The organism is Porphyromonas bobii (assembly GCF_943169685.1).
In the GTDB taxonomy this organism is placed as follows: Bacteria; Bacteroidota; Bacteroidia; order Bacteroidales; family Porphyromonadaceae; genus Porphyromonas; species Porphyromonas pasteri.
The window spans coordinates 114,874-136,299 of sequence record NZ_CALPBU010000005.1 but is presented as its reverse complement, the minus strand read 5'-3'; the positions used below and the strand labels follow the sequence as shown (position 1 = coordinate 136,299).

The following is a 21,426-nucleotide window of genomic DNA, read 5'->3' as shown; positions in this document are numbered from 1 at the left end:
CCAGAGCTCAAGGGCGAATAACTGCATCGGGATGAGCTGCACTCGCGGTATTCTATGCGGGAGGAGAAAATCAACCAGTACTGGTCGCCGATGTGACCAGTACTGATCAGTGGTAGTAACCAGTACTGGTCGAAGGCGCGACCAGTACTGCTCCGATCGGTGACCAGTACTGGTTCGTTTTTTGCCCCCTTGCGAGAGGGTTTTTGGTAACACCTCTTGAGGGGGGCTATCTTGCTGTATAATAGCTTGTCGCTGCTCTGTGTTGGGCGGTGCTCTTCGGCTGGCGCTTGAGGGAAGGTGTACGGGCTTCGGTGGCGGGAAGCTACTCCCTCCACTTTTATAGGATTAGTTGTATATCTTTGTGGGCGCAGGGACGGCTCCCCCTCCAGCGGAGGGAATGCCCACTTCAGCTCTGGTAAAGTCGTGTGCCTACCCGTGAAAAATCAGGATGCTGGCGACTGCACTTTCTACTCACATGGTGATAACTTAACATGGTAAAAATATGAATGTACGATCTCTACTTTTTGGTCTTATGATGCTCGTCTGGGGAAATAGCCTCCAGGGGCAAGAAGTCTCACGAGGTCGCCTCGGGATATTACTCGGGGGGATGAATGGCGTGAGCTATGATTATGCGCTGACCGACCATCTTGAGCTTGGGGGAAGAGCCGCCTTCGGACTCGGTCTTGGCTATGGTGGCTCATCGAAGTCCTTCCAGTTTGATGGCCTAACTCCGCTGCTTGAGCTGGCTCCACGTTATTATTTCTCTCGCCGGGAGGAGGGCCAATCCTTTAACAAAGGAGGATATCTTTCTCTTCGTCTGGGAGCCCAGATCGATGACTGGACGCTCTTCCCCAGTAAGGCTGTTCGAGAGAGTAATGTGAAGTCTCATTACACGTTGGGGATGGCTCCGACCTTCGGCTGGAGTTTCCCTTTGAGCAGTAAGAGCTACCTGCGTCTGGGAATTGGTTTGCTCTTCTATCGTGCTAAGCACAGCTATGCGGGAGACTCCTATTATGCGGGACAGTCCTATTGGGTTAAGACGCAGCGTTTTCGTGATGCTTCCTTCCTTCTGGATATAGCCTACAGCATAGCCTTATAGGCAACTCGTACCCCAAGTGTGGGGCAGTATCCAAGCGCTTGGATACTGCCCCACACTCTTTTTATTCGCCAGCTACTTTATTGATTCGTGCTGGCGGGTGGTTTGCCTCGGGTGCTTTTTATTTTTACTCGTCTGCTTCGTGTGGGGTAATCCGTGTGGGGTGGGGAGTGTACCAATCGGGGGCGGTCGTCCGTTCATCTATTGGCTCGTGCCCTGAACTCTATGGGTTCAGCGTCAGAGCACTATGGGGCGGTGACGCATCCGCATAGTGCTTCGCACCTGCTTGGTGCGCCTCTTCTTCCCCCAGTCTTCTCATTCGATTTGTGCCAAATTCATCCGTTTACTCCGCCCCTCTTGGGGTGTAGTGACAGGGAACTGTGATAATTCGGAATGAAGTGTGAATGTGTGAAAAAATGATATTGCGTATCTTTGCACCCAATTTGGTATGACTCCTGAGCTGTCCACTCTCTTGGAAATAGCTCACTCCCAATGAAATTTTATCAGAACGTTCAGCAAATGATCAGACGAATAGCCCTCCTACTCGTCCTCGCCTTCGTGGGTGCGACTGAGGGATTACATGCACAGCGCTTCGCCGTGAGCGCCAACCTCCCCGCCCTACTTACGGGGACCATCAGTGTGGAGCCGTCGGTGGCGCTCGGTGATCGCACTTCGCTCCAGCTCTCCTTCTCGGCTCGTCCAGGCCTCTTCAAACTCCCCATGCCCGTCGGGCTTATCAATACCCTCTACGGTCATCTGGGTAATGTCGGCTTCAGCGAGCGCCTGAAGTGGGGCTCGGTAGAGCACGCCGAGATGGCGGCTTTCAGCCCTGCCCTGCGCTACTGGACGAAGGGCGTCTACAACCGTGGCTTCTTCGTCTCGGGGCATGCTCTCGGGATGGTCTACCGCTTTGGCGGGGGCAGTCTCTCCAGGACGTACTCTGAGGGCTTCCTCGTCGGTGCTGGGGGCTCTGTCGGCTACAGCTATGAGCTTGCGCCCCACTGGAACCTCGAGGCAGAGGTCGGTCTGGCTGGTGTATGGACCCGCTACGATGAGCGCTACAGCGCTAAGCTGGTGCGTACGGCAGATAAGAGCCGCGTCATGGTCTTGCCCTCACGTATCGGCCTGAGCCTGGCCTATGTCTTCTAACGCAATCTCCAGATAGATGAATCGAACGAAAATATATACCCTTGCCTCCGTCCTCTTGGCGGGGCTCGTCCTCGGCTCGTGTGCTCAGCCGCTGACGAAGAAAGTTTACTTCACCTCGGCACGCCCCCATGCCTACCTGCCTACCGACAAGGAAGAGAAGGCAGGCCGCACAGGTATGCTCTCCGAGATCGTCACCTATTCGCAGAAGGCCGACACGATACGCCGTGCCACCAAGGGCGATGAGAAGCCCAAGGACGACGGTATCAAGACGCAGGTCATCGAGGCGGTGACCGTCACCGCTGAGCGCCCCCGCGTGAAGATCTCCACCCTGCGTAAGGGCCGTATCAACCTCACCTTCCTCGTCACCGTACCCCGTGCGCTGATGGATGAGCGCTATCAGGTCGTCCTCTCCCCACGCCTCCTCACCGAGGACACGACGATGACGCTGCCCCCTGTCGTGCTGAAGGGCCGTGAATTTAAGGCGGCTCAGGACAAGGAGCAGAAGGCTCTGCAGGCCTTCCAGGAGAGCATCGTCGATCCCTCGAAGTACGATAGCGTCTTCTTCAATCGCAAGGCCCATCGCTCATTCATGGGACGTCTGCAGCAGGACTACTATTCGGCTTACCGCCGTCAGTTCTCCCTGCAGCTGGCTTATGAGCGCTGGCGCCGTATTATGGAGGAGCGCTACCTCAATGCCAATGCTGCTCGTGCAGGGGCTTATGACACCAAGTACCACGCGAAGGCCCTCGATATGCTCGGGGCGGCCTACCGTGACGAACTCTCAGGTCGCGACAGCGTCGGCCAGCGTAAGGGCTTCGATATGCTCTATAGCCCCGAGCGCCGTGCCGCCTATCTGGCACGTGGCGAGCGTCAGCTCGACAGCACGAACGTCCCTGGGAAGTTCCGTATGCTCTTCGAGCGTGGCTGGACGATGGACTCCATCGAGAATAAGTCCTTCACCGAGAAGGACTCCCTCGAGGTAGCCCAGCATACGTACAACTTCCGTGCTATCGCTCACAACGAGAGTCGCCGCACGAACGCCGATACCTACCGTCGCCACATCGTCCACTTCCCCCTCATCGAGGAGACGCAGTATGAAGCTGGTGTCACCCCTGATAAGGACTTCGTCTATCTCTATAGCCGTGACCTCGAGGTGACCCCACAGATGAAGAAGCGTATGAAGGTCATCGTCGACTCGCGTATCTCGGCTATCGACCAGAGCACGTGGATGCAGCGTGGTGTCGATACCCTGACCTTCGTCATCTCGGGTATCAATGACCTCGTGGACGCTACCCTCATCGATCGCCTCAACGAGAAGCCCGAGGCGGCTGCCGAGTACAAGCTCGGTCTGGAGCGTATGGCCGCCCGTGACTACCGTGGTGCCCTCGAGTACCTCCGTAAGTACCCCGACTACAATGGCGCACTGGCGCTGGCCGGTATGGAGGAAGATGAGCGTGCCCTGATGGTGCTCAATCAGCTCGGTGCCAACGGCAAGGTCGAGTACCTCAAGGCGATCTGTCTCACCCGTCTCTCGCGTCACGAAGAGGCGAAGGCTGCCCTCCTGCGCGCTGTGAAGCTCCAGAGCTTCCTCGTCTACAAGGCGGAGACTGAGGCGGCACTGGCTCCGCTGATGACGGATCCCGCCTTCGTCCGAGAGCTCAAGAGTGGAGCCGAAGAGCTGGACGAATAAGCCCGCCCTATGTAATTATATCGAACGAAGCCCCCTGCTACCGACCGAGTAGCAGGGGGCTTCGTCGTATCGGGGTAGGGGGGATGGGTGAGTGTTTGTATCTTTGATCCGATGCTTCGCCCCGTGCTGACAGTATGCGATATGAACGAAGCGGATAAGACAATGAAAAAGTATTGGTTAGTGGCAGTGATGCTCTTGGCTCTTTGCTGGGGAGCAGAGGCCGAGCGTGACAGAGTCCCAAGTCGGTCTTCAGTCGAGCGAGAGCGTGATCACCTCTTTTCGGAGATCAAGACACTGCGGGAGAATACCCTCCGTCGTATCAAGGAGGCGTCTCCTGCGCTGGCGGATCGGCTGGTCTATGAGACGTTTTATGTAGTGGAGGGTCGCGCTTATGATCTGTGGTATCCAGCGACATCTATCGAGCACTTCATCTATGGCGACCGAAAGGTCTCTGAGAAGGCACATCGTTTGGATCAATTGCGTAAGCCATACGAAGCGCTTGGGCTTACCTACGACTGTGCTTCGAGCCAGGCCAGTCCTCATCAGGTGAGAGTGTATGTGTCAGAGCCCTTCTACGAGCCCTTCTATCCCTATATCTCTAAAGAATTAATCGACTTTATCGGCTTGGCACGGGTAGCTTGGAATATCAGAGATACCTATGTGTCGGGGATTATCCCGAGTAAGCTATATCCCACAGAGGCGAGCTATATCGTCGGACTGGAGCGCTATATCCAGACTTATCCCAAGAGCCGCTACCTGCTTACTGAGGACTTCAGCCGTGGTGGAGCTGAGGGCGGAGTCACCGAGGGGATTGTCGATCGCTACAATTACGGTTCGCAACTCTTTTTCTTTGGGGCGGGTGAAAACTTTGATCGTCCTGTCGGGGAGTACACTTGGCAGGCTATGGAGGAGTATCTGAAGCTAATGCCTGCGGGAAATCTGGTCCCAGTCATCAAGGAGATCCGCAAGATAGGTCACCCTTATAAGGAGGTCAATGAGCGTCTCGCTTCGCTCACCGGGCCCTGGGCTGAGTTATTGGAGTCACGTCGCGTCGCGATGCCGCGTAGTGTAGCTCCAGAGGTGACGAAGCCCCAAGAAGAGCTGGTGCGTCGTACCGCCCAAAGGATCTACGAAGAGCTGACTAAGCTTATTTCTCCCCAGGGGCGCTCTGAAGAGCCATTTACCCTAGAGGAGAAGTCGCTCGCTTATGATCCTCGTGAGAAGATGCTCTCGGTGCGAGTGACCTTCTCGTGGCCCAATCGGGATGACGACACTTCTCCCCATAAGCTCTCTGGCCTCTTGGTTGTCTATCCTTCGCCAGATGGCTCTCAGAGTGGGCGAGCTCGCTTCTACTATGATAGCTGCAGCCGCTCCCTGATGCATCTCTCCTGCGACGGCCTGGAATAAACCCGCCCTTCCCCTCCCACAAGACTACGACGAAGCACGATGCACGCCCTCCTGGCTGTATGGTGCTTCGTCGTATCGGGGTAGGGGGATGGGTGAGTGTTTGTATCTTTGATCCGATGCTTCGCCCCGTGCTGACAGTATGCGATATGAACGAAGCGGATAAGACAATGAGAAAGTATTGGTTAGTGGCCGTGATGCTCTTGGCGCTTTGCTGGGGAGCTGAGGCCGAGCGTGAGCGAACGCATACCCTCGATTCTCTTGGGCGAGAGCGTGACGAGCTACTTGTAGAGGTCAAGACCCTCCAGGAGAATACCCTCCGTCGTGTCAAGGGAGCATCGCCTGTGCTGGCGGATCGGCTGGTCTATGAGATGCATAAGGGGATCACCGCGTGTCGCTATAGCCTGAGTAAGATAGCCACTGCGATCGAAGAGGAGCTGTATGAGGGTAGGCCGGTCTCCGAAGAGGAGCATCAGCTCGCCCAGAAGCGTATCCCGTATGCGGACGTGGGGCTTGCCTATGAATGTATCGCCCCAGAAGTGAGGGAGCATGAGGTGCAGGTATATGCCTCCGAGCAGCTCTACAAGCCCTTCTATCCCTATATCTCGAGGGAACTCTCTGACTTCATCGAATTGGAGCGGGTGGATTGGGTGATGGATGGGCCTTATGCTCTGAGAATTTCTCCAAGCAAGTCGTATCCGACAGAGGCAAGCTATATCGCCGGACTCGAGCGCTATATCCAGGCGTATCCAGATAGCCGCTATCTTGCTGGCTCGTACTTCAAGCGTGGGGACGAGTGGCTTGGTGTCAGCGGGGTGCTCGATCTCTACAACAATGGCTCCACGCTATTCATATTTAGGAGTGATGATAACCTTGATCGCTTCTGGAGTGAGCATACTTGGCGCGTCCTCAAGGAGTATCTGACGCTTCTCCCGAAGGGAAATCTACTACCCGTAATCAAGGAGATTCTCAAGACGGATTATCGTCATCAGAAGGCCGTAAGGGATCGCCTCGATAGGTGGCTCGAGCTGTTGGCGTCTCGGCGTGTCGTGATGCCTCATAGACCTACACCAAAGGCGACGAAGGGGAGAGTGGAGCTGGCGCATCGTAGTGCTCAGAAGATGAGTAAAGAGCTGGCGAAGCTCATCTCTTTACAGAATAGCTCTGAAGAGTTATGTACTCTGGAGGAGGAGTCGATCGCTTATGACCCTCGTGAGAAGATGCTCTCCGTGTGCGTGACCTTCTCGTGGCCCAATCGGTATGACGACACTTCTCCCCATGAGCTCTCTGGGCTCTTGGTTGTCTATCCTTCGCCAGATGGCTCTCAGAGTGGGCGAGCTCGCTTCTACTATGATAGGTGCAGCCGCTCTCTGATGAATATCTCGCCTGCTACGGCCTTGCAGAAGCTCGCTGAAGGCTATGAGATCACGCTCAAGTAGTCGGCCATAATCAGGAGATAGAAGTAGGGGATACGTGGGAGTTCACTACTTTTGCAGGCAATGAAGAAGCTAAAGATCACGGAGATGGAGCGCCTCACGACAGAGGCCTTCCGTCGTGAAACGAAGCTCCCCATCGTCGTCGTCCTTGATGATGTGCGGAGTATGAATAATGTCGGGTCGGTCTTCCGCACCGCTGATGCCTTCCGTCTGGAGGGCCTCGTCCTCTGCGGGATCACGGCTCGTCCTCCCCATCCCGATATTCACAAGACTGCCCTCGGTGCCGAGGATTCGGTCGCTTGGACTTATGCTGCCGACAGCGTCGAGGCCGTCCGCGAGCTTCGTGCTGCGGGCTACGAAGTCCTGGCGCTGGAGCAGGCTCACGACAGCGTGTCGCTGGAGACCTTCGCCCCTCAGCCAGGGGGGCGCTATGCCCTTGTCTTAGGCAACGAGGTCCGCGGAGTGCGTGATGAGGTGATGGCCGAGGTCACGACCTCGCTGGAGATCCCCCAGCACGGCACGAAGCACTCCCTGAATGTCAGCGTCGCAGCAGGTATCGCCCTCTGGCAGCTCGCTGCACCTTTGCTCCCCACACTCAGCCGATGAGCCACGACGCTACGCCCCTTGTCGAGACGACCGAGGACGGGAGCCTCACGCTCTTTGCCCCGACCTTCGGCGAACACTATCACTCGACGCATGGCGCCGTGCAGGAGAGCCTACATATATATATAGGTCTGGCACTCGAGGAGCGTCTCCGTGCGGAGCAAGGTGCGACGGAGCCCCTCAGACTCTTCGAGGTGGGCTTCGGTACAGGGCTCAATGCGCTCCTCACTTGGCAGCGGGCCGAGGCAGAGCGCAGGCCCGTACATTACTATTCCATCGAGAAATATCCCGTCGGCCCCGAGGTCTACGAAGCCCTCCACTATGAGGGTGCGACGGGGCCACTGGATCCTGCCGAAGCCCTCGGCGCACTCCATACCGCTCCGTGGGGTGAGGCGGTGGCGCTTAGTCCCTTCTTTACCATCGAGAAGCTCCACGGCGACCTCACCGAATGCACCTTCCCCGAGGGGCTTTCGGTCATCTATTACGATGCCTTCTCCCCCGATAGCCAGCCTGAGCTATGGGCAGAGGACCTCTTCGCTCGCCTCTTCGCTGTTGCCCTCCCCGAAGCCGTACTCACGACCTACTGCGCCAAGGGCGAGGTGCGCCGTCGCCTCCAGCGTGCTGGCTTCCTCGTCGAGCGCCTCCCTGGCCCTCCCGGGAAGCGTGAGGTGCTACGTGCCCGTGTGCCGAGGTAGCCTCTCATATCATTCTCTCTTACTATCCCTCCGCTTGTCCTACGTATGTTCCTACTTATCTCCCCCGCTAAGACCTTCGCGACAAAGGCCAAGGTGCCTCGTGGTCTCACGATGACCTCGCCCCGCTTCCTCGAGGAGGCGCGCACGATCATGGCCTCTGTCCTTCGCCTCAGCCGTGAGGAGCTTGCCTCGATGCTCCAGCTCAGTCCCAAGCTTCGGGACGAGGTCTATGCCCGTCTGCGCACCTTCTTCGATCCCGAGGTCACCGAGATGCCCGCAGCGCTGAGCTACACGGGGATGGTCTTCCGTAAGCTCTCGCCCTCTACGTTCACAGCGGAGGACTGGGCTTATGCGGCCGAGCATCTGCGCATTACCTCCTTCGTCTACGGGCTGCTCTCGCCCGAGACGGCTATTCGCTACGACCGTATGGAGGGTGCGGTACAGCTCCCAGATCTCTTCGATGGGCGGCTCTTCGACTACTGGCGTGACCGTCTGACTCCCTACCTCATCGAGGAGGTGAAGCGTGCTGGTGGTACGCTCCTCTTCCTCGCCAGTGACGAGATGCGTGGGCTCTTCCACTGGGCGGAGGTCGAGCGTGCTGTGCGTGTCATCACGCCGACCTTCCTCGTGCGCCAGCCTACAGGTCGCCTCAAGCAAATCGTCGTCTACACGAAGATGGCGCGTGGGGCGATGGCGGGCGAAGTCATTCGTCAGCGCCTCGAGGATGAGGAAGCCCTGCGTATGCTCACTCCCGAGGGCTTCGTCTTCGCGCCCGAGGAGTCGACCGATCGCGACTGGACATTTGTCTTAGGCTAAGCCCTTCGCCTCGCATATCCATAGGAGGGCTAAAAAGCACCCAGCAGATAGACACGATGCAGTCTATCTGCTGGGTGCTTTTATTTATGCCTGTCGGGTGCGAGGGTAGAGCTATGTAGGATGGTGAAGAAAGCTATACAGCTTTGTGAAGTGACCTCTATTAGGTTGTTGCTCCGCGTAGGGATAAAAGTTGTGGACGAGTGGCAGATAAGTTTGGGCTACGTGCGTGGACGATAAATCTACGTACGTGGATAGTTGGATTTACGTGCCTGGTCTTTAAGACTACGTACATAGATGCGGAAAGACCACTACGTGAAGGCGCTTTTTCCTTCACGGGAACAGCATTTTTCTCTCCGCTGGATAAGAGGAATACGCGCGATAAGGCGCAGGGGCTTATCACTTAGGAGAGGCATATCGGGGGGCTGGGCGTGCGATGCCTCAGCACCCTAAATAGAGGGCCGGACTCGCGGCAACAGTCTCAAGTGACTCGAAGGATCAAACTAAGGGCGCGAAGAAGGGGGCGGTTGATGCGATCAGCCGACTTTGCTTTGTGCGAAAGTGAGCCGCCGAGAGGTGGGTGTTCTCTGTCGTTTGTCTTGATTTGTAGGTGTGATATGGGGATAGGGTAGCGCTTATCCTGTCAATATCACACACCGAAGTGGCGGGGAAGGAGGGTGCGAGTGCGCATCATTAAGTATTTTATTAAGCTATCTTCTAATGCTTTATCTGGGGTGCTTCCGAGGGGGTAAATAAAAGCTAAGCGAAGGGCTTGCTATTCATCTTTTTATTGATAACTTTGCTACGAGCAGAGGCGATGATCGCAGCGTGTCGCAGCGTGCAGGTCGCCGGCTGCTCGCATATCGACGCTCCTATAAATATTCATCCACAAATATCTGCTCTTATGAAGAAGCACAATTTCTCGGCTGGGCCATCGATCCTCGACGAGAGCGTAATCAGAGATGCTGCTGGTGCAGTCCTTAACTACCAGGGCACTGGCCTCTCTATCCTCGAAGTTTCTCACCGTGCTAAGGAATTCTCTGCAACGATGGAGGAAGCACGTAACCTCATGAAGGAACTGCTCGATGTACCCGAGGGGTACGAAGTGCTCTTCCTCGGTGGTGGTGCCAGCCTGCAGTTTGCACAGGTTCCTATGAACCTCCTCAAGAAGAAGGCTGCCTACGTCGATTCAGGTACGTGGGCAAACAAGGCTGCTAAGGAAGCTAAGGCCTTCGGTGAGGTCATCACCTTCTCCTCTAAGGATGACAACTACATCTGGTACCCCAAGCCATGGGAAAAGAACGAAGTACCCGATGACGTGGACTACCTCCACATCACGACCAACAACACGGTCTATGGTACGGAGCTCCGCTACGATCCCGATGTAAAGGTCCGTCTCGTAGGGGACATGTCTTCCGACATCTTCACCCGCCCTGTCGATGTATCTAAGTACGACCTCATCTATGGTGGTGCTCAGAAGAACATCGCTCCTGCTGGTGTTACCTTCGTCATCGTACGCCGTGATGCTGTCGGTCACATCGAAGACAACCGCATCATCCCCACGATGCTGAAGTACGACACGCACTTCAAGGACTCTATGTACAATACACCTCCTGTCTTCCCCGTCTACGTAGCTCTGCAGACGATGAAGTGGTACAAGGAACTCGGTGGTGTGAAGGTCCTCGAGCAGATGAACCTCGAAAAGGCTGGCATGCTCTACGATGAAATCGACCGCAACCGCCTCTTCCGTGGTACCGTCAATACCGAAGACCGCTCGATCATGAACGTATGCTTCGTCCTCAACGACGAGTACAAGGAGCTCGAATCCGAATTCTACGACTTCGCTGTCTCTCGCGGTGCATACAGCTTCAAGGGTCACCGCTCTGTAGGTGGCTTCCGTGCTTCTCTCTACAACGCTCTGCCTAAGAGCAGCGTCCAGTTCTTCATCGACCTGATGAAGGAATTCGAACGTAAGCACTAAGCTTCCCTCTCGCTTTAAGAAGATAAACGTAACGGCACAGACCACCCCGACCCTCATCGCTGTGGGCGAAGAGTGGTCTGTGCCGTCGCTTATCTCTATCCCATCTCACACGCTTCAAATACACATCTATACATCATGTCAAAGGTTCTTATTGCCACCGAAAAACCCTTCGCTGCTCCCGCAGTAGCTGGTATCAAGCAAATCCTCACCGAAGCTGGCTTCGAAGTAGTCCTCCTCGAAAAGTACACGACTAAGGCCGAGCTCCTCGCAGCTGTCGCCGACGTCGAAGCAATCATCATCCGTAGCGACATCATAGATGCCGAGGTCTTCGACGCTGCTAAGCAGCTCAAGATCGTCGTCCGCGCTGGTGCCGGCTATGACAACGTAGACCTCGAGTCCGCTACCGCTCACGGCGTATGCGTGATGAACACTCCTGGGCAGAACGCTAACGCTGTCGCTGAGCTCGTCTTCGCTATGCTCCTCTTCGGCGTACGTAACCGCTTCAACGGCACCTCTGGTACTGAGCTCAAGGATAAGAAGCTTGGCCTCCTCGCTTACGGTAACACGGGCCGCAACGTAGCTCGCATCGCTAAGGGCTTCGGCATGGATATCTATGCTTACGACCCCTTCACGCCTGCCGAAGTCATCGAGAAGGAAGGTGTACACGCTGTCGCCAGCCAGAAGGAGCTCTTCTCTACCTGCGACATCGTCTCCCTCCACATCCCCGCTACGCCTGAGACTAAGGGCTCTATCGGTCGCGAACTCGTGAGCCTCCTGCCTAAGAAGGGTATCCTCGTGAATACCGCTCGTAAGGAAGTCATCAACGAACCCGAGCTCATCGCCCTCCTCAAGGAACGCGAAGACCTCCGCTACTTCGCTGATATCCGTCCAGGCGCTCACGAAGAATTCGAAGCTGCTGCTGGCGAACGCTACTTCTCGACCCCCAAGAAGATGGGTGCTCAGACGTCTGAAGCCAACACCAACGCTGGTCTGGCTGCTGCTCGTCAGATCGTCGGCTTCATCAAGGAAGGCAACGAACGCTTCCGCCTGAATAAGTAGTCCGGCTACCTTACGTCACTATCTTCCCACCTTAGATAATAAGACTTACCTCCATGGCTATTATCAAACCTTTCCGTGGTATCCGTCCTCCACAGGACCTTGTAGAGCGTGTAGCTTCTCGTCCCTACGACGTACTCAATAGCGAAGAAGCCCGTGCTGAGGCTGAAGGCAATGAGATGTCTCTCTATCATATCATCCGCCCCGAGATCGACTTCCCCGTGGGCACCGATGAGCACGAAGAGAAGGTCTACCAGAAGGCTGCTGAGAACTTCCGCCTCTTCCGTGAGAAGGGCTGGCTCGTACAGGACGCTAAGGAGAACTACTACGTCTATGCCCAGACGATGAATGGCAAGACGCAGTACGGTCTCGTCGTCTGCGCCGCTGTAGAAGACTACATGAACGGTGTGATCAAGAAGCACGAGCTTACCCGCCGCGATAAGGAAGAAGACCGCATGAAGCATGTCCGCGTGAACAACGCTAACATCGAGCCCGTCTTCTTCGCCTACCCCGCGAAGGATGAGATCAATAAGATCGTCGCTAAGTACACCAAGGAGAAGCCCGTCTACAGCTTCATCGCTCCTCTTGATGGCTTCGGTCACGAATTCTGGATCATCGATGATGCTGCCGACATCCAGCGCATCACGGAGCTCTTCGCAGAGATGCCCGCTCTCTACATCGCTGACGGCCACCACCGCTCTGCGGCTGCTGCCCTCGTAGGTGATGAGAAGCGTAAGCAGAACCCCAACCACACGGGGAACGAAGAGTACAACTACTTCATGGCTGTGTGCTTCCCCGATGACCAGCTGACGATCATCGACTACAACCGCGTAGTCAAGGATCTCAATGGCCTGACGAAGGAAGAACTCCTCCAGAAGCTGGAGAAGAACTTCATCGTCGAGGACAAGGGTACGGAGATCTACACGCCTAAGGGGCTGCACAACTTCTCCCTCTACCTCGGGGATCACTGGTATTCACTCACGGCTAAGCCCGGTACGTACGATGACAACGACCCCATCGGCGTGCTTGACGTGACGATCTCTTCTAATCTCATCCTCGATGAGATCCTCGGCATCAAGGATCTCCGCTCTGACAAGCGTATCGACTTCGTCGGCGGTATCCGTGGCCTTGGCGAGCTGAAGAAGCGCGTCGATAGCGGTGAGATGAAGTTTGCTCTCGCACTCTACCCTGTCTCTATGAAGCAGCTGATCGATATCGCTGACTCGGGCAATATCATGCCTCCTAAGACGACGTGGTTCGAGCCTAAGCTCCGCTCAGGTCTCATCATCCACGAGCTCGTCTAAGAGACTGCCCCTCCCTTTCGCACCAGCCCCCGAAGCCTTCCCTCCTGGGAGTCCTTCGGAGGCTGGTGCTTTCCTTCCTTCTATCACACCAAAACACATCCATCATGAGCTACACATTACCCCTTGGTGCGCCTATGCGGCGTGCCCTTTCCTTGTCCCTCTCCCTTCTGCTTCTCGCTGGCTGTAGTGCCCGAGATAATGGCTTGCCTCTGCCTAAGCCCCAGCCTAAAGAAGGTTCGTCGACCTTGCACCTCTCGGTACGTGCACCACGGAGCATTGCCCTGCGCGGACTCGACGAAGAGGATCCGATGCTCCAGATCTCCACGCTTCACTTTGCCTTCTATTCGGAGGCGACTCAGCTCTCCACCCAGCTTCGTGAAGTGAAGGTTACCTCTATCGAGCAGTTGAAGGACATCAATCTCTCGCTCCCCGAGGGAGCTTATAAGCTCGTCGTCGTGGCGAATGCCACCCGTCCCCTGCTGGAGCAGATCGCTATCGGCCGTCCGCTGAGCGCTGTCTCGGGCTACATGACCTTGTTCGTAGATGGGCTCTCCACTGCTTCGGGCTCTAAGCTTACCGTCTCCCAGCTCAATGAGCAGGGGGCGATCTCGGTGCCTGCCTCCGCCTTCGGAGCTTCGACCCCTCAGCTGCAGGTGACTCTGGAGCCAGCTCTCGCACGCGTCTTCGTCTATGGTGACCCCGAGCTCCCCTCGGGTGTCACACGGGGGAGTGCTCCTGCAGACTATCTGGTGACGGGTGTCGCGCGCTATACGGCACCACTCCGTCCGTTGGGACTTCTGCGCTCGGGCGCCAAGGAGACGGCTGGCGATGGCTCGGCTGCTGCAGACCGCTATCCCTCGAGCTACCTCTATGAGAAGTGGTCGACCGCAGCCCCGACGAACTTCGGCGAGTACCTCGCTCACTACACTCAGGACATGATCCTCGGGAAGACATCGGTGGTGCTCCCACGTGCTGCCTTCCTCGCGAATGAAGCTGCCTTCGATGCGGCACGTAAGAGCCAGCCTTATTACATCCGCGAGACGACCGTGCCTCCTACGGCCTACCTCGTCGGCGGTGTCCCCACGGTCATCCTGCGCTTCCCCTATATCCCTGCGGGGCTTAGCCTGCAGGGCGATGAAGGCTGGTTCAGCTTTGATGGCTTGTACTATGCTGAGCATGAGCTACGCCAAATCATCAAGACGGGGAAGGCGGATAATGCACGCCTCCAGCAGGCTGTCCAAGAGGCTGCGCTGACGGAGGGCTCGCTGTCTGCACCCTTTGAGTCACATGGTATCAGCTTCCACCATCGTGGCTACTGCTACTATACGATCCCCATCCGCCACTTCGATGATAGCGAAGCTCCCGAGAAGACGGCTCATGGGCGCTATGGGCTGGTGCGTGGCAATGAGTATCGCATCCACCTGACACGCATCCTGCGCCCAGGCTCTGCACTGCCCCCTGATCTGTCGAAGGATCAGCGCCCGCTGACCGAGGAGCGTGACCTGCGCTCCGTCGTGCATGTGAGGCCAGTCGTCACCCGTTCGCATGAGGCGCATCTGTAGCTGCTCCCCCCTATCTCCCCACTAAGGACTAAGCCCCGCACCATAGATCAGCTGTGGTGCGGGGCTTTGCTATGGATCGTGGTGATGAACTATGTGCGGTGTCGGGACGTTATAGATAGAAAGCGGCCTCAGCTCGGAAGGAGGAAGAGCTGAGGCCGTACAATCCATGTGTATTTGTCAGGCGCTGGTCCGGTGAGGTGACCGTTAGATTTGAGGCACGATAAGATTGCTTCGAATTGGTATAACAAAGGTGTGAAGTTTCTTGCGCAAAAACAAGCAATTTCGCGCCGCCGAAAAACTTTAATCTCCCTTTACACGTGTCTCCACGGATAACCACTAAAAGGCGGGTTTAATAGTAAAAAGGATGGGGTATCTCCATCCTTTTTTACGCTTTGCATCAGCGAGATAGGGCGATATTTTGCTCGGAAAATACTAAAATATTTAGTGAAGGGTGTCCCAGCTTCATCGGATGGATGGAGTTGGGCTTTTCTATTGTGAGGGGATGGGAGCTCCACGGAGTGTCCCCTTCTTGCTCGTGATTTGCTGAGCCAAAATGCCCCTTGCTTTCGGCGCTCTACGTGAGGGAGATATACGTCTTTGCACTGAGTGAAAAAGTAACTCGTATTAGTCTCTTGTCAAACCTATATTGGTCAGCGGGTGAACCTATATAGGTCCGCGTGCGAAGCAATATAGCTTACTATTGGTGACCTATATAGGTTCGCTCATCGACCAATATAGGTCGCACTACGCCCTTCTCGAGGGGCGGTGTGAAGCGTATGTGTGTGGGGGTATTGTGCGTGGTGCTTTGCGCTGGTAGGCTGGGCGCAGAGCTAGTGGTGTTCTCGGGGGAGAGGATTGGGGGGCGTGGCTATTTCTTCAGTCCCTTGATGCGGGAGGGATTCTGCTTGACGAAGTCTGCCCAGTTCTTCGTGGCGCCCGCTGAGGCGGAGCGTAGGGGAGAGGAGGTGAGGAAGTGGTGGCAGAGAGCGGCTGCGAGGCCGTCGGTGGCGTCAAGTTCGCGGGGCATCTGGTCCTGCGGGATCTTCAGATAGCGCTGTACCATGCCTGCGACTTGTTCCTTGGAGGCAGCTCCGTTGCCGGTGATGGCCTGCTTGATACGCATAGGGACGTATTCGGTGATGGGGATGTCGCGCGTGAGGGCTGCCGCCATCGCCACACCTTGGGCGCGGCCGAGCTTGAGCATACTCTGGACGTTCTTCCCGAAGAAGGGGGCTTCGATAGCCAGCTCGTCAGGGTGGAATTCATCGATGAGGCCCTGCACCCGCTCGAAGATGCGCTTGAGGCGGAGGTAATGGTCCTCGTACTTGCTGAGGCTGATGACCCCGAGAGCCAAGAGACGTGCCTCCTGCCCACGGACCTCGATGAGGCCGTAGCCCATGACGATGGTCCCGGGGTCGATGCCCATGATGATGCGCTCTGACATAGCTGCTCCTTATATAAGGTATAGTTCGGTGGCAGGTGATTAGTCGACTACATGCATGATCGTGCTGAAGCCTAAGACTGCTTCGCCGAACTGCTTGGTGAGGAGATCGGCCAGGCGGAGCCCCGTGTTTGAGAGGATGTCCTGTAGGTGTACCTCGCCCTCTGCGTAGAAGTGCAGGGCATAGGAGAGTGCCTCGGAGTGCTCTTCGTGGGGGACGATGCTGTGCAGGCGGGGGTGCTGTACGAGGCTATCAGCATGGAGTGCAGGGAGGTAAACCTCGCGCATGAATGCGAGGAAAGCCTGCTGAGTCTGAGGGGCAAGGACGAAGGTCGTATTGTATAGGATCATCGGGATCGTCGTGGGGAAAGAGGGTGGTGAGTGCGAGATTTTTTTCGCTCTCTTATTGGGGCAAAGATACTTTGAAATAAAATATTTACTACCTTTGCACCGACAATGGAGATCAAGCGGATCTCGTCACACTTATATATATGGGGTATTAGCTCATCTGGCTAGAGCGCGACACTGGCAGTGTCGAGGTGAGCGGTTCGAGTCCGCTATACTCCACGCAGCTCTGAGGGTGCTTCCAGCCCCTTGTCTGTATAATACTGCGAAGGCGCACAGGAGGTTGCCTAATGAGAAAAAGGCCCTCAACGACGCTAGTCAGCGGGTGGGTAACGGAAGAAATCCCCTGCGATCACGGTAGCTCAGACGTCTTGGCTTATTGCCGAAACGGATTGTTGCCGTATATTTGCAGTGTTATTCATTACGAATTCGAAATCAATAACTAATTAACGTAAGAAAGAAAGATGAAGAAGTTTTTCGCATTCGCATTTGTAGCTGTAGCAGCTGCTTTTGCTTCATGTGCAGGTAACAACGAGCAGAACGCTCAGGACTCTACGGCTAAGGACAGCGCTACGATCGTTGAAACGGTTGTTGCTACGGTTGACAGCGCTGCTGCTACTGTAGACTCTGCAGCTAAGGCTGTTGTTGACTCTATCGCTAAGTAAGCAATAGGTCCGACCTACTGATTAGCCACGGGCACGATATCTCCCTCGGAGATATCGTGCCCGTGCGCCATTTATAGGGTCGAGGTGCCCTGTCTTGGGGTGGTCTTCGCCCTTTAGGCTATGGGCAAGATGCCGTATCTTTGTATAGCTAATTAGGATAGATATGATCACAGTAGAGCGCTACCACGATATCAGTATGGGTCACCGTGTCGTCGGGCACGAGAGCAAGTGCCGTCATCTGCACGGGCACAACTATCGCATCCACTTCGTCTGCACGGCTCCCGAGCTCGATGGGGTAGGGCGTGTCATTGACTTCTCCGAGATCAAGGAGCGTCTGTGCCAGTGGCTTGAGGAGAATTGGGACCACAAGATGGTGCTCTGGAGTGAAGACCCACTGCTCCCCGAGCTGCGCCGTCTGGTACCTGAGGATCTGTGCGTCGTCCCCTTCAATCCTACGGCTGAGCAGATCGCCATGCACCTGGTCTCCGTCGTCGGGCCTCAGCAGCTCGAAGGGACGGGGATTACACTCGTGGCATGCCGCGTCGAGGAGACCCGTAAGTGCTCCGCTTCCTATCAGCTTTAGTGCCCCAGAGAAGCCGGGACATTGACTATCTTTGTAGATACGATCGACTACTACTCACACTATAACTAAGCAATGATGAACATCCGTACGTTAGCTTTACTTGCTATGGCGACCACCACCCTTGCGGTGACTGAGCTTCCCGCGCAGGAGCAGCACCGTAGCCCCACCCTCGAAGAATATACGCTCGGCTCGCCCAAGGCGCTCCGTCGTACCTCACTCCGCTCCCTTCGCTGGCTCGGTAGCGACTACGTGTACATCGATAGCACGCGCCTCGTGATCGGCACGCCGACAGCTACTCACCCAGAGAAGACCCTGCTGAGTCAGGATGAGTTCCTCGCGATCATCGGCGAGGCGACAAAGGGCGCGGGGGCAAAGTACTTCACGCCCTTCTCCGTCGTAGATGAGGGGCTCCTCATCCCCTTCGGCAAGAAGCATTACCTCATCGATCCACAGACGAAGAAGCAGCTCGCAGCCTTCGAGCGCGCTGGCCGTGCTGAGCAGGCCTTCGCTCTGGCTCCTCGTGCTAAGCATGCTGTGGCGGTGCGTGACAACAACCTCTTCCTCCTCCTCCCCGATGGCTCGTCGAAGCAGCTGACGACCGATGGCACGCCCACACTTGTCTACGGACAGAGCGTGCATCAGAATGAGTTCGGGATCAATGGCGGGCTCTTCTGGAGCCCCGACGGGAGCCGTCTGGCCTTCTATCGCATGGACCAGAGCATGGTCTCTGCCTATCCCCTCGTACATACCAATACCCGCAAGGCTACCGAGGAGAAGCTCTACTATCCCATGGCCGGTATGCCCAGCCACCACGTGACCCTCGGGATCTATGACGTGGCTTCGGGGAAGACCACCTACATCAAGACGGGTGAGCCTAAGGAGAAGTACCTGACGAATATCTCTTGGGCTCCCGACAGCAAGACGGTCTACATCGCAGAGGTCAACCGTGAGCAGAATCATATGGACCTCAAGGCCTACGACCCTGCTACGGGTGACTACATCAAGACCCTCTTCTCGGAGCACAACGATAAGTACATTGAGCCCCAGTGGCCCATGCGCTTCATCCCTGGGCGTGATAAGGAGTTCGTCTGGCAGACGCGCCGTGACGGCTACACGCACCTCTATCGCTACAATGTCGATGGGAAGCTCCTCGGGCAGATCACCCGTGGCGAGTGGGAGATCACGGACTTCCTCGGCTTCGCTGACGGCGGTAAGACCATCGTCTACAGCTCCACGCAGCTGAGCCCCATTGACCGTGTCATCGCTTCGGTCAGCATCGACGGTCGCAAGACGCGCATCCTCACCCCACAGGCAGGCTGGCACGTTGGGCAGCTCTCTTCGGATGGGAAGTACCTCCTCGACACGTACGAGTCGCTGAAGAACCCCACGGAGAACCGCCTCCTCTCGGTGGCTACGGGCAAGCCTATCGCTACCCTCTACCGGTCGAAGGATCCCGAAGCTGGCTTCATCAATCCTGAGATCACCTTCGGCACGATCAAGGCTGCCGATGGCGTGACGGACCTCCACTACCGCCTCCTCAAGCCTACGAACTTCGACCCTACGAAGAAGTATCCCACGATCGTCTACGTCTACAATGGCCCTCACGCTCAGCTCGTGCAGAACCGCTTCCACGCAGGTTGCCTCGGCTGGGACCTCTATATGGCTACCAAGGGCTTCGTCATCTTCACCGTTGACGGCCGAGGCTCAGCCCACCGCGGGGCAGCCTTTGAGCAGGTCATCCACCGCCACCTCGGGAAGAATGAGATGGCCGACCAGATGAAGGGCGTAGACTTCCTCAAGAGCCTACCCTATGTCGATGCTGACCGCATTGGTGTCGCTGGCTGGAGCTATGGTGGCTTCATGACGACGAACCTCATGCTGACCTATCCCGATGTCTTCAAGGTAGGCTCTGCTGGTGGTGCCGTCACCGACTGGGCTCGCTACGAGATCATGTACGGGGAGCGCTATATGGATAGCCCACAGGACAACCCTGAGGGCTACAAGGAGACGAACCTCTCCCTCCGTGCGGGCAACCTCAAGGGCCGCCTGCTCCTCATCCATGGTACCATTGACCCCACGGTCGTCTGGCAGCACACGCAGCTCTTCGTCGAAGCCTGTGTCAAGGCTGGGACGTATCCAGACTACATGATTTACCCCGAACATAAGCACAACGTCCTCGGGGTCGATCGTGTCCACCTCAATTATACGATGGCGCGCTACTTCATGGATCACCTGTAGTCGCCCACTCGCCATCATCCTACTTATTATCTTATCAGTTGTATGAACATTCTTCTATTGGGCTCGGGGGGGCGTGAGCATGCCCTGGCATGGCGCATCGCTCGCAGTCCCCGTCTCTCGCAGCTCTTCATCGCGCCGGGCAATCCGGGCATGTCACTCTACGGTACGTGTATGCCGCGTATCGGGGTGACGGACTTCGCTGCCATCGCGGCCCTCATCCGTCGGGAGCATATTGAGCTCCTCGTCGTAGGGCCCGAGGTTCCCTTAGTAGAGGGGATCGTCGATTATCTGCATGGCGAAGCGGGTCTGACGGACCTCCTTATTGTGGGGCCCGATGCCAAGGGAGCTCAGCTCGAGGGAAGTAAGGACTTTAGCAAGGCGTTCATGCAGCGCTACGGTATCCCCACAGCGGCTTACCGTACCTTTGATAAGTCTACTCTCAGTGAGGCCATCGACTACCTCAAGACCCTCCAGCCTCCCTATGTGCTGAAGGCTGACGGTCTGGCGGCTGGTAAGGGTGTCATCATCAGCGAGAGCCTCGAGGAAGCCGAGTGCGAGCTGCGTGGACTCCTCTCGGGGCGCTTTGGATCTGCCAGCACGCGTGTCGTCATCGAGGAGTATCTCCATGGTATCGAGTGCTCGGTCTTCATCGCTACGGACGGTAGTGACTGGCGCGTACTCCCTGTTGCTAAGGACTACAAGCGTATTGGCGAGGGCGATACGGGCTTGAATACCGGTGGTATGGGCTCTGTCTCTCCTGTGGTCTTTGCTGACGAAGCCTTCATGCAGCGCGTCGAGGAGCGTGTCATCCGCCCCACTATCGAAGGCCTGCGTGCCGAAGGTATCGACTATCGTGGCTTCATCTTCGCTGGGCTGATGAACGCAGGTGGTGACCCCTACGTCATCGAGTACAACTGCCGTATGGGCGACCCCGAGACCGAGTCGGTGATGCTGCGTATTGACTCTGACTTCGTTGAGCTCCTGGAGCGTATGGCTCGTGGCAATCTCGGCGACTATCAGCTCGAGGAGTCCTCTCAGTATGCTGCTACCGTTGTCCTCGTCTCCGAGGGCTATCCCGAGAGCTATGCTAAGGGGATCCCCATCAGCTATCCCCACGCACCGACCTTCGACTCGCTGCTCTTCCATGCCGGTACCTCGCGCGATGACTCGGGTCATCTTGTGACTTCGGGTGGGCGTGTCCTCACCGCCAGCTGTCTTGGCTCAACCCTTGCCGAAGCGCTGGAGCGCTGCTACAAGCTCGCTGATTGCGTGCAGTACACCGGTAAGACGCTCCGTCGCGATATCGGTCAAGACCTCCTCAAGCTTTCGTAGCTCCCACAGATAAAGATGCCTATGAGAAGGATG

The 21,426-nt window shown here is 56.4% G+C and carries 18 protein-coding genes and 1 tRNA gene; 17 read left to right on the top strand and 2 right to left on the bottom strand.

Annotated features, from left to right (window positions below; translation table 11 throughout):
- Positions 1 to 502: 502 nt before the first annotated feature.
- The 12 genes from KO088_RS06190 to KO088_RS06135 all read left to right on the top strand — a co-directional run bounded on the left by KO088_RS06190 (position 503) and on the right by KO088_RS06135 (position 14,789).
- Positions 503 to 1,099 carry a hypothetical protein gene (locus tag KO088_RS06190; RefSeq protein WP_215494019.1) on the top strand — a complete coding sequence of 199 codons (597 nt, stop codon included), beginning with the start codon at positions 503 to 505 and terminating at the stop codon, positions 1,097 to 1,099.
- A gap of 516 nt (positions 1,100 to 1,615) precedes the next feature.
- On the top strand, positions 1,616 to 2,245 hold the full coding sequence (locus KO088_RS06185) for a DUF3575 domain-containing protein (RefSeq protein ID WP_215494018.1): 630 nt from the start codon (positions 1,616 to 1,618) through the stop codon (positions 2,243 to 2,245).
- A gap of 16 nt (positions 2,246 to 2,261) precedes the next feature.
- Positions 2,262 to 3,935, top strand: coding sequence for a hypothetical protein (locus KO088_RS06180; protein ID WP_215494017.1), 1,674 nt, complete (start codon positions 2,262 to 2,264; stop codon positions 3,933 to 3,935).
- 162 nt (positions 3,936 to 4,097) lie between these two features.
- Positions 4,098 to 5,342, top strand: a complete 1,245-nt coding sequence (locus tag KO088_RS06175) for a hypothetical protein (RefSeq protein ID WP_215494016.1) — start codon at positions 4,098 to 4,100, stop codon at positions 5,340 to 5,342.
- Positions 5,343 to 5,509: 167 nt separating this feature from the next.
- Entirely contained in the window at positions 5,510 to 6,778 is a 1,269-nt protein-coding gene (locus KO088_RS06170; RefSeq protein ID WP_215494015.1) for a hypothetical protein, read from the top strand.
- Positions 6,779 to 6,838: 60 nt separating this feature from the next.
- Positions 6,839 to 7,381 carry an RNA methyltransferase gene (locus KO088_RS06165; RefSeq protein ID WP_215494014.1) on the top strand — a complete coding sequence of 181 codons (543 nt, stop codon included), beginning with the start codon at positions 6,839 to 6,841 and terminating at the stop codon, positions 7,379 to 7,381.
- A complete protein-coding gene (mnmC2, locus tag KO088_RS06160) occupies positions 7,378 to 8,073 on the top strand; it encodes a tRNA (5-methylaminomethyl-2-thiouridine)(34)-methyltransferase MnmC2 (protein ID WP_215494013.1) in 696 nt (231 codons plus the stop codon). The genes KO088_RS06165 and mnmC2 overlap by 4 nt, the downstream gene beginning before the upstream one ends.
- A gap of 45 nt (positions 8,074 to 8,118) precedes the next feature.
- A complete protein-coding gene (locus KO088_RS06155) occupies positions 8,119 to 8,889 on the top strand; it encodes a YaaA family protein (protein WP_215494012.1) in 771 nt (256 codons plus the stop codon).
- A gap of 901 nt (positions 8,890 to 9,790) precedes the next feature.
- Complete coding sequence (gene serC / locus KO088_RS06150) at positions 9,791 to 10,867, top strand: 3-phosphoserine/phosphohydroxythreonine transaminase (protein ID WP_215494011.1); 1,077 nt, start codon at positions 9,791 to 9,793, stop codon at positions 10,865 to 10,867.
- 135 nt (positions 10,868 to 11,002) lie between these two features.
- Positions 11,003 to 11,926 (top strand): NAD(P)-dependent oxidoreductase, encoded by a 924-nt coding sequence (locus tag KO088_RS06145; RefSeq protein WP_215494010.1) that lies wholly within the window; start codon positions 11,003 to 11,005, stop codon positions 11,924 to 11,926.
- A 53-nt stretch (positions 11,927 to 11,979) separates the two neighbouring features.
- Positions 11,980 to 13,227 (top strand): DUF1015 domain-containing protein, encoded by a 1,248-nt coding sequence (locus tag KO088_RS06140; protein ID WP_188808396.1) that lies wholly within the window; start codon positions 11,980 to 11,982, stop codon positions 13,225 to 13,227.
- A gap of 104 nt (positions 13,228 to 13,331) precedes the next feature.
- Complete coding sequence (locus KO088_RS06135; protein WP_215494009.1) at positions 13,332 to 14,789, top strand: fimbria major subunit; 1,458 nt, start codon at positions 13,332 to 13,334, stop codon at positions 14,787 to 14,789.
- 868 nt (positions 14,790 to 15,657) lie between these two features.
- Here the strand turns inward: KO088_RS06135 and ruvC are convergent.
- Both ruvC and KO088_RS06125 read right to left on the bottom strand, forming a co-directional pair.
- Positions 15,658 to 16,233, bottom strand: coding sequence for a crossover junction endodeoxyribonuclease RuvC (gene ruvC / locus KO088_RS06130; protein WP_009432818.1), 576 nt, complete (start codon positions 16,231 to 16,233; stop codon positions 15,658 to 15,660).
- A 39-nt stretch (positions 16,234 to 16,272) separates the two neighbouring features.
- Complete coding sequence (locus KO088_RS06125; protein ID WP_215494008.1) at positions 16,273 to 16,581, bottom strand: DUF4286 family protein; 309 nt, start codon at positions 16,579 to 16,581, stop codon at positions 16,273 to 16,275.
- Between the two features lie 142 nt (positions 16,582 to 16,723).
- Between KO088_RS06125 and KO088_RS06120 the strand changes: the two genes are divergently transcribed.
- The 5 genes from KO088_RS06120 (at position 16,724) to purD (ending at position 21,393) form a co-directional block, all read left to right on the top strand.
- A tRNA-Ala gene (locus KO088_RS06120) sits at positions 16,724 to 16,797 on the top strand.
- Positions 16,798 to 17,039: 242 nt separating this feature from the next.
- Complete coding sequence (locus tag KO088_RS06115; protein ID WP_215494007.1) at positions 17,040 to 17,240, top strand: PG1828 family lipoprotein; 201 nt, start codon at positions 17,040 to 17,042, stop codon at positions 17,238 to 17,240.
- Positions 17,241 to 17,403: 163 nt separating this feature from the next.
- Positions 17,404 to 17,823, top strand: coding sequence for a 6-pyruvoyl trahydropterin synthase family protein (locus KO088_RS06110; protein ID WP_060934787.1), 420 nt, complete (start codon positions 17,404 to 17,406; stop codon positions 17,821 to 17,823).
- A gap of 72 nt (positions 17,824 to 17,895) precedes the next feature.
- Complete coding sequence (locus tag KO088_RS06105; RefSeq protein ID WP_432765932.1) at positions 17,896 to 20,061, top strand: S9 family peptidase; 2,166 nt, start codon at positions 17,896 to 17,898, stop codon at positions 20,059 to 20,061.
- 42 nt (positions 20,062 to 20,103) lie between these two features.
- Positions 20,104 to 21,393, top strand: coding sequence for a phosphoribosylamine--glycine ligase (gene purD / locus KO088_RS06100; protein ID WP_215494006.1), 1,290 nt, complete (start codon positions 20,104 to 20,106; stop codon positions 21,391 to 21,393).
- Positions 21,394 to 21,426 lie beyond the last annotated feature (33 nt).

Excerpts from the sequence above, each read along its gene's own strand:
- KO088_RS06190 (WP_215494019.1), top strand. The coding sequence starts at position 503 with ATGAATGTACGATCTCTACTTTTTGGTCTTATGATGCTCGTCTGGGGA.
- KO088_RS06165 (WP_215494014.1), top strand. The coding sequence starts at position 6,839 with ATGAAGAAGCTAAAGATCACGGAGATGGAGCGCCTCACGACAGAGGCC.
- KO088_RS06180 (WP_215494017.1), top strand. The coding sequence starts at position 2,262 with ATGAATCGAACGAAAATATATACCCTTGCCTCCGTCCTCTTGGCGGGG.
- KO088_RS06185 (WP_215494018.1), top strand. The coding sequence starts at position 1,616 with ATGATCAGACGAATAGCCCTCCTACTCGTCCTCGCCTTCGTGGGTGCG.
- KO088_RS06155 (WP_215494012.1), top strand. The coding sequence starts at position 8,119 with ATGTTCCTACTTATCTCCCCCGCTAAGACCTTCGCGACAAAGGCCAAG.
- KO088_RS06170 (WP_215494015.1), top strand. The coding sequence starts at position 5,510 with ATGAGAAAGTATTGGTTAGTGGCCGTGATGCTCTTGGCGCTTTGCTGG.
- serC (WP_215494011.1), top strand. The coding sequence starts at position 9,791 with ATGAAGAAGCACAATTTCTCGGCTGGGCCATCGATCCTCGACGAGAGC.
- KO088_RS06140 (WP_188808396.1), top strand. The coding sequence starts at position 11,980 with ATGGCTATTATCAAACCTTTCCGTGGTATCCGTCCTCCACAGGACCTT.
- KO088_RS06145 (WP_215494010.1), top strand. The coding sequence starts at position 11,003 with ATGTCAAAGGTTCTTATTGCCACCGAAAAACCCTTCGCTGCTCCCGCA.
- KO088_RS06125 (WP_215494008.1), bottom strand. The coding sequence starts at position 16,581 with ATGATCCTATACAATACGACCTTCGTCCTTGCCCCTCAGACTCAGCAG.
- KO088_RS06135 (WP_215494009.1), top strand. The coding sequence starts at position 13,332 with ATGAGCTACACATTACCCCTTGGTGCGCCTATGCGGCGTGCCCTTTCC.
- ruvC (WP_009432818.1), bottom strand. The coding sequence starts at position 16,233 with ATGTCAGAGCGCATCATCATGGGCATCGACCCCGGGACCATCGTCATG.
- KO088_RS06175 (WP_215494016.1), top strand. The coding sequence starts at position 4,098 with ATGAAAAAGTATTGGTTAGTGGCAGTGATGCTCTTGGCTCTTTGCTGG.
- KO088_RS06110 (WP_060934787.1), top strand. The coding sequence starts at position 17,404 with ATGATCACAGTAGAGCGCTACCACGATATCAGTATGGGTCACCGTGTC.
- KO088_RS06105 (WP_432765932.1), top strand. The coding sequence starts at position 17,896 with ATGATGAACATCCGTACGTTAGCTTTACTTGCTATGGCGACCACCACC.
- KO088_RS06115 (WP_215494007.1), top strand. The coding sequence starts at position 17,040 with ATGAAGAAGTTTTTCGCATTCGCATTTGTAGCTGTAGCAGCTGCTTTT.
- mnmC2 (WP_215494013.1), top strand. The coding sequence starts at position 7,378 with ATGAGCCACGACGCTACGCCCCTTGTCGAGACGACCGAGGACGGGAGC.
- purD (WP_215494006.1), top strand. The coding sequence starts at position 20,104 with ATGAACATTCTTCTATTGGGCTCGGGGGGGCGTGAGCATGCCCTGGCA.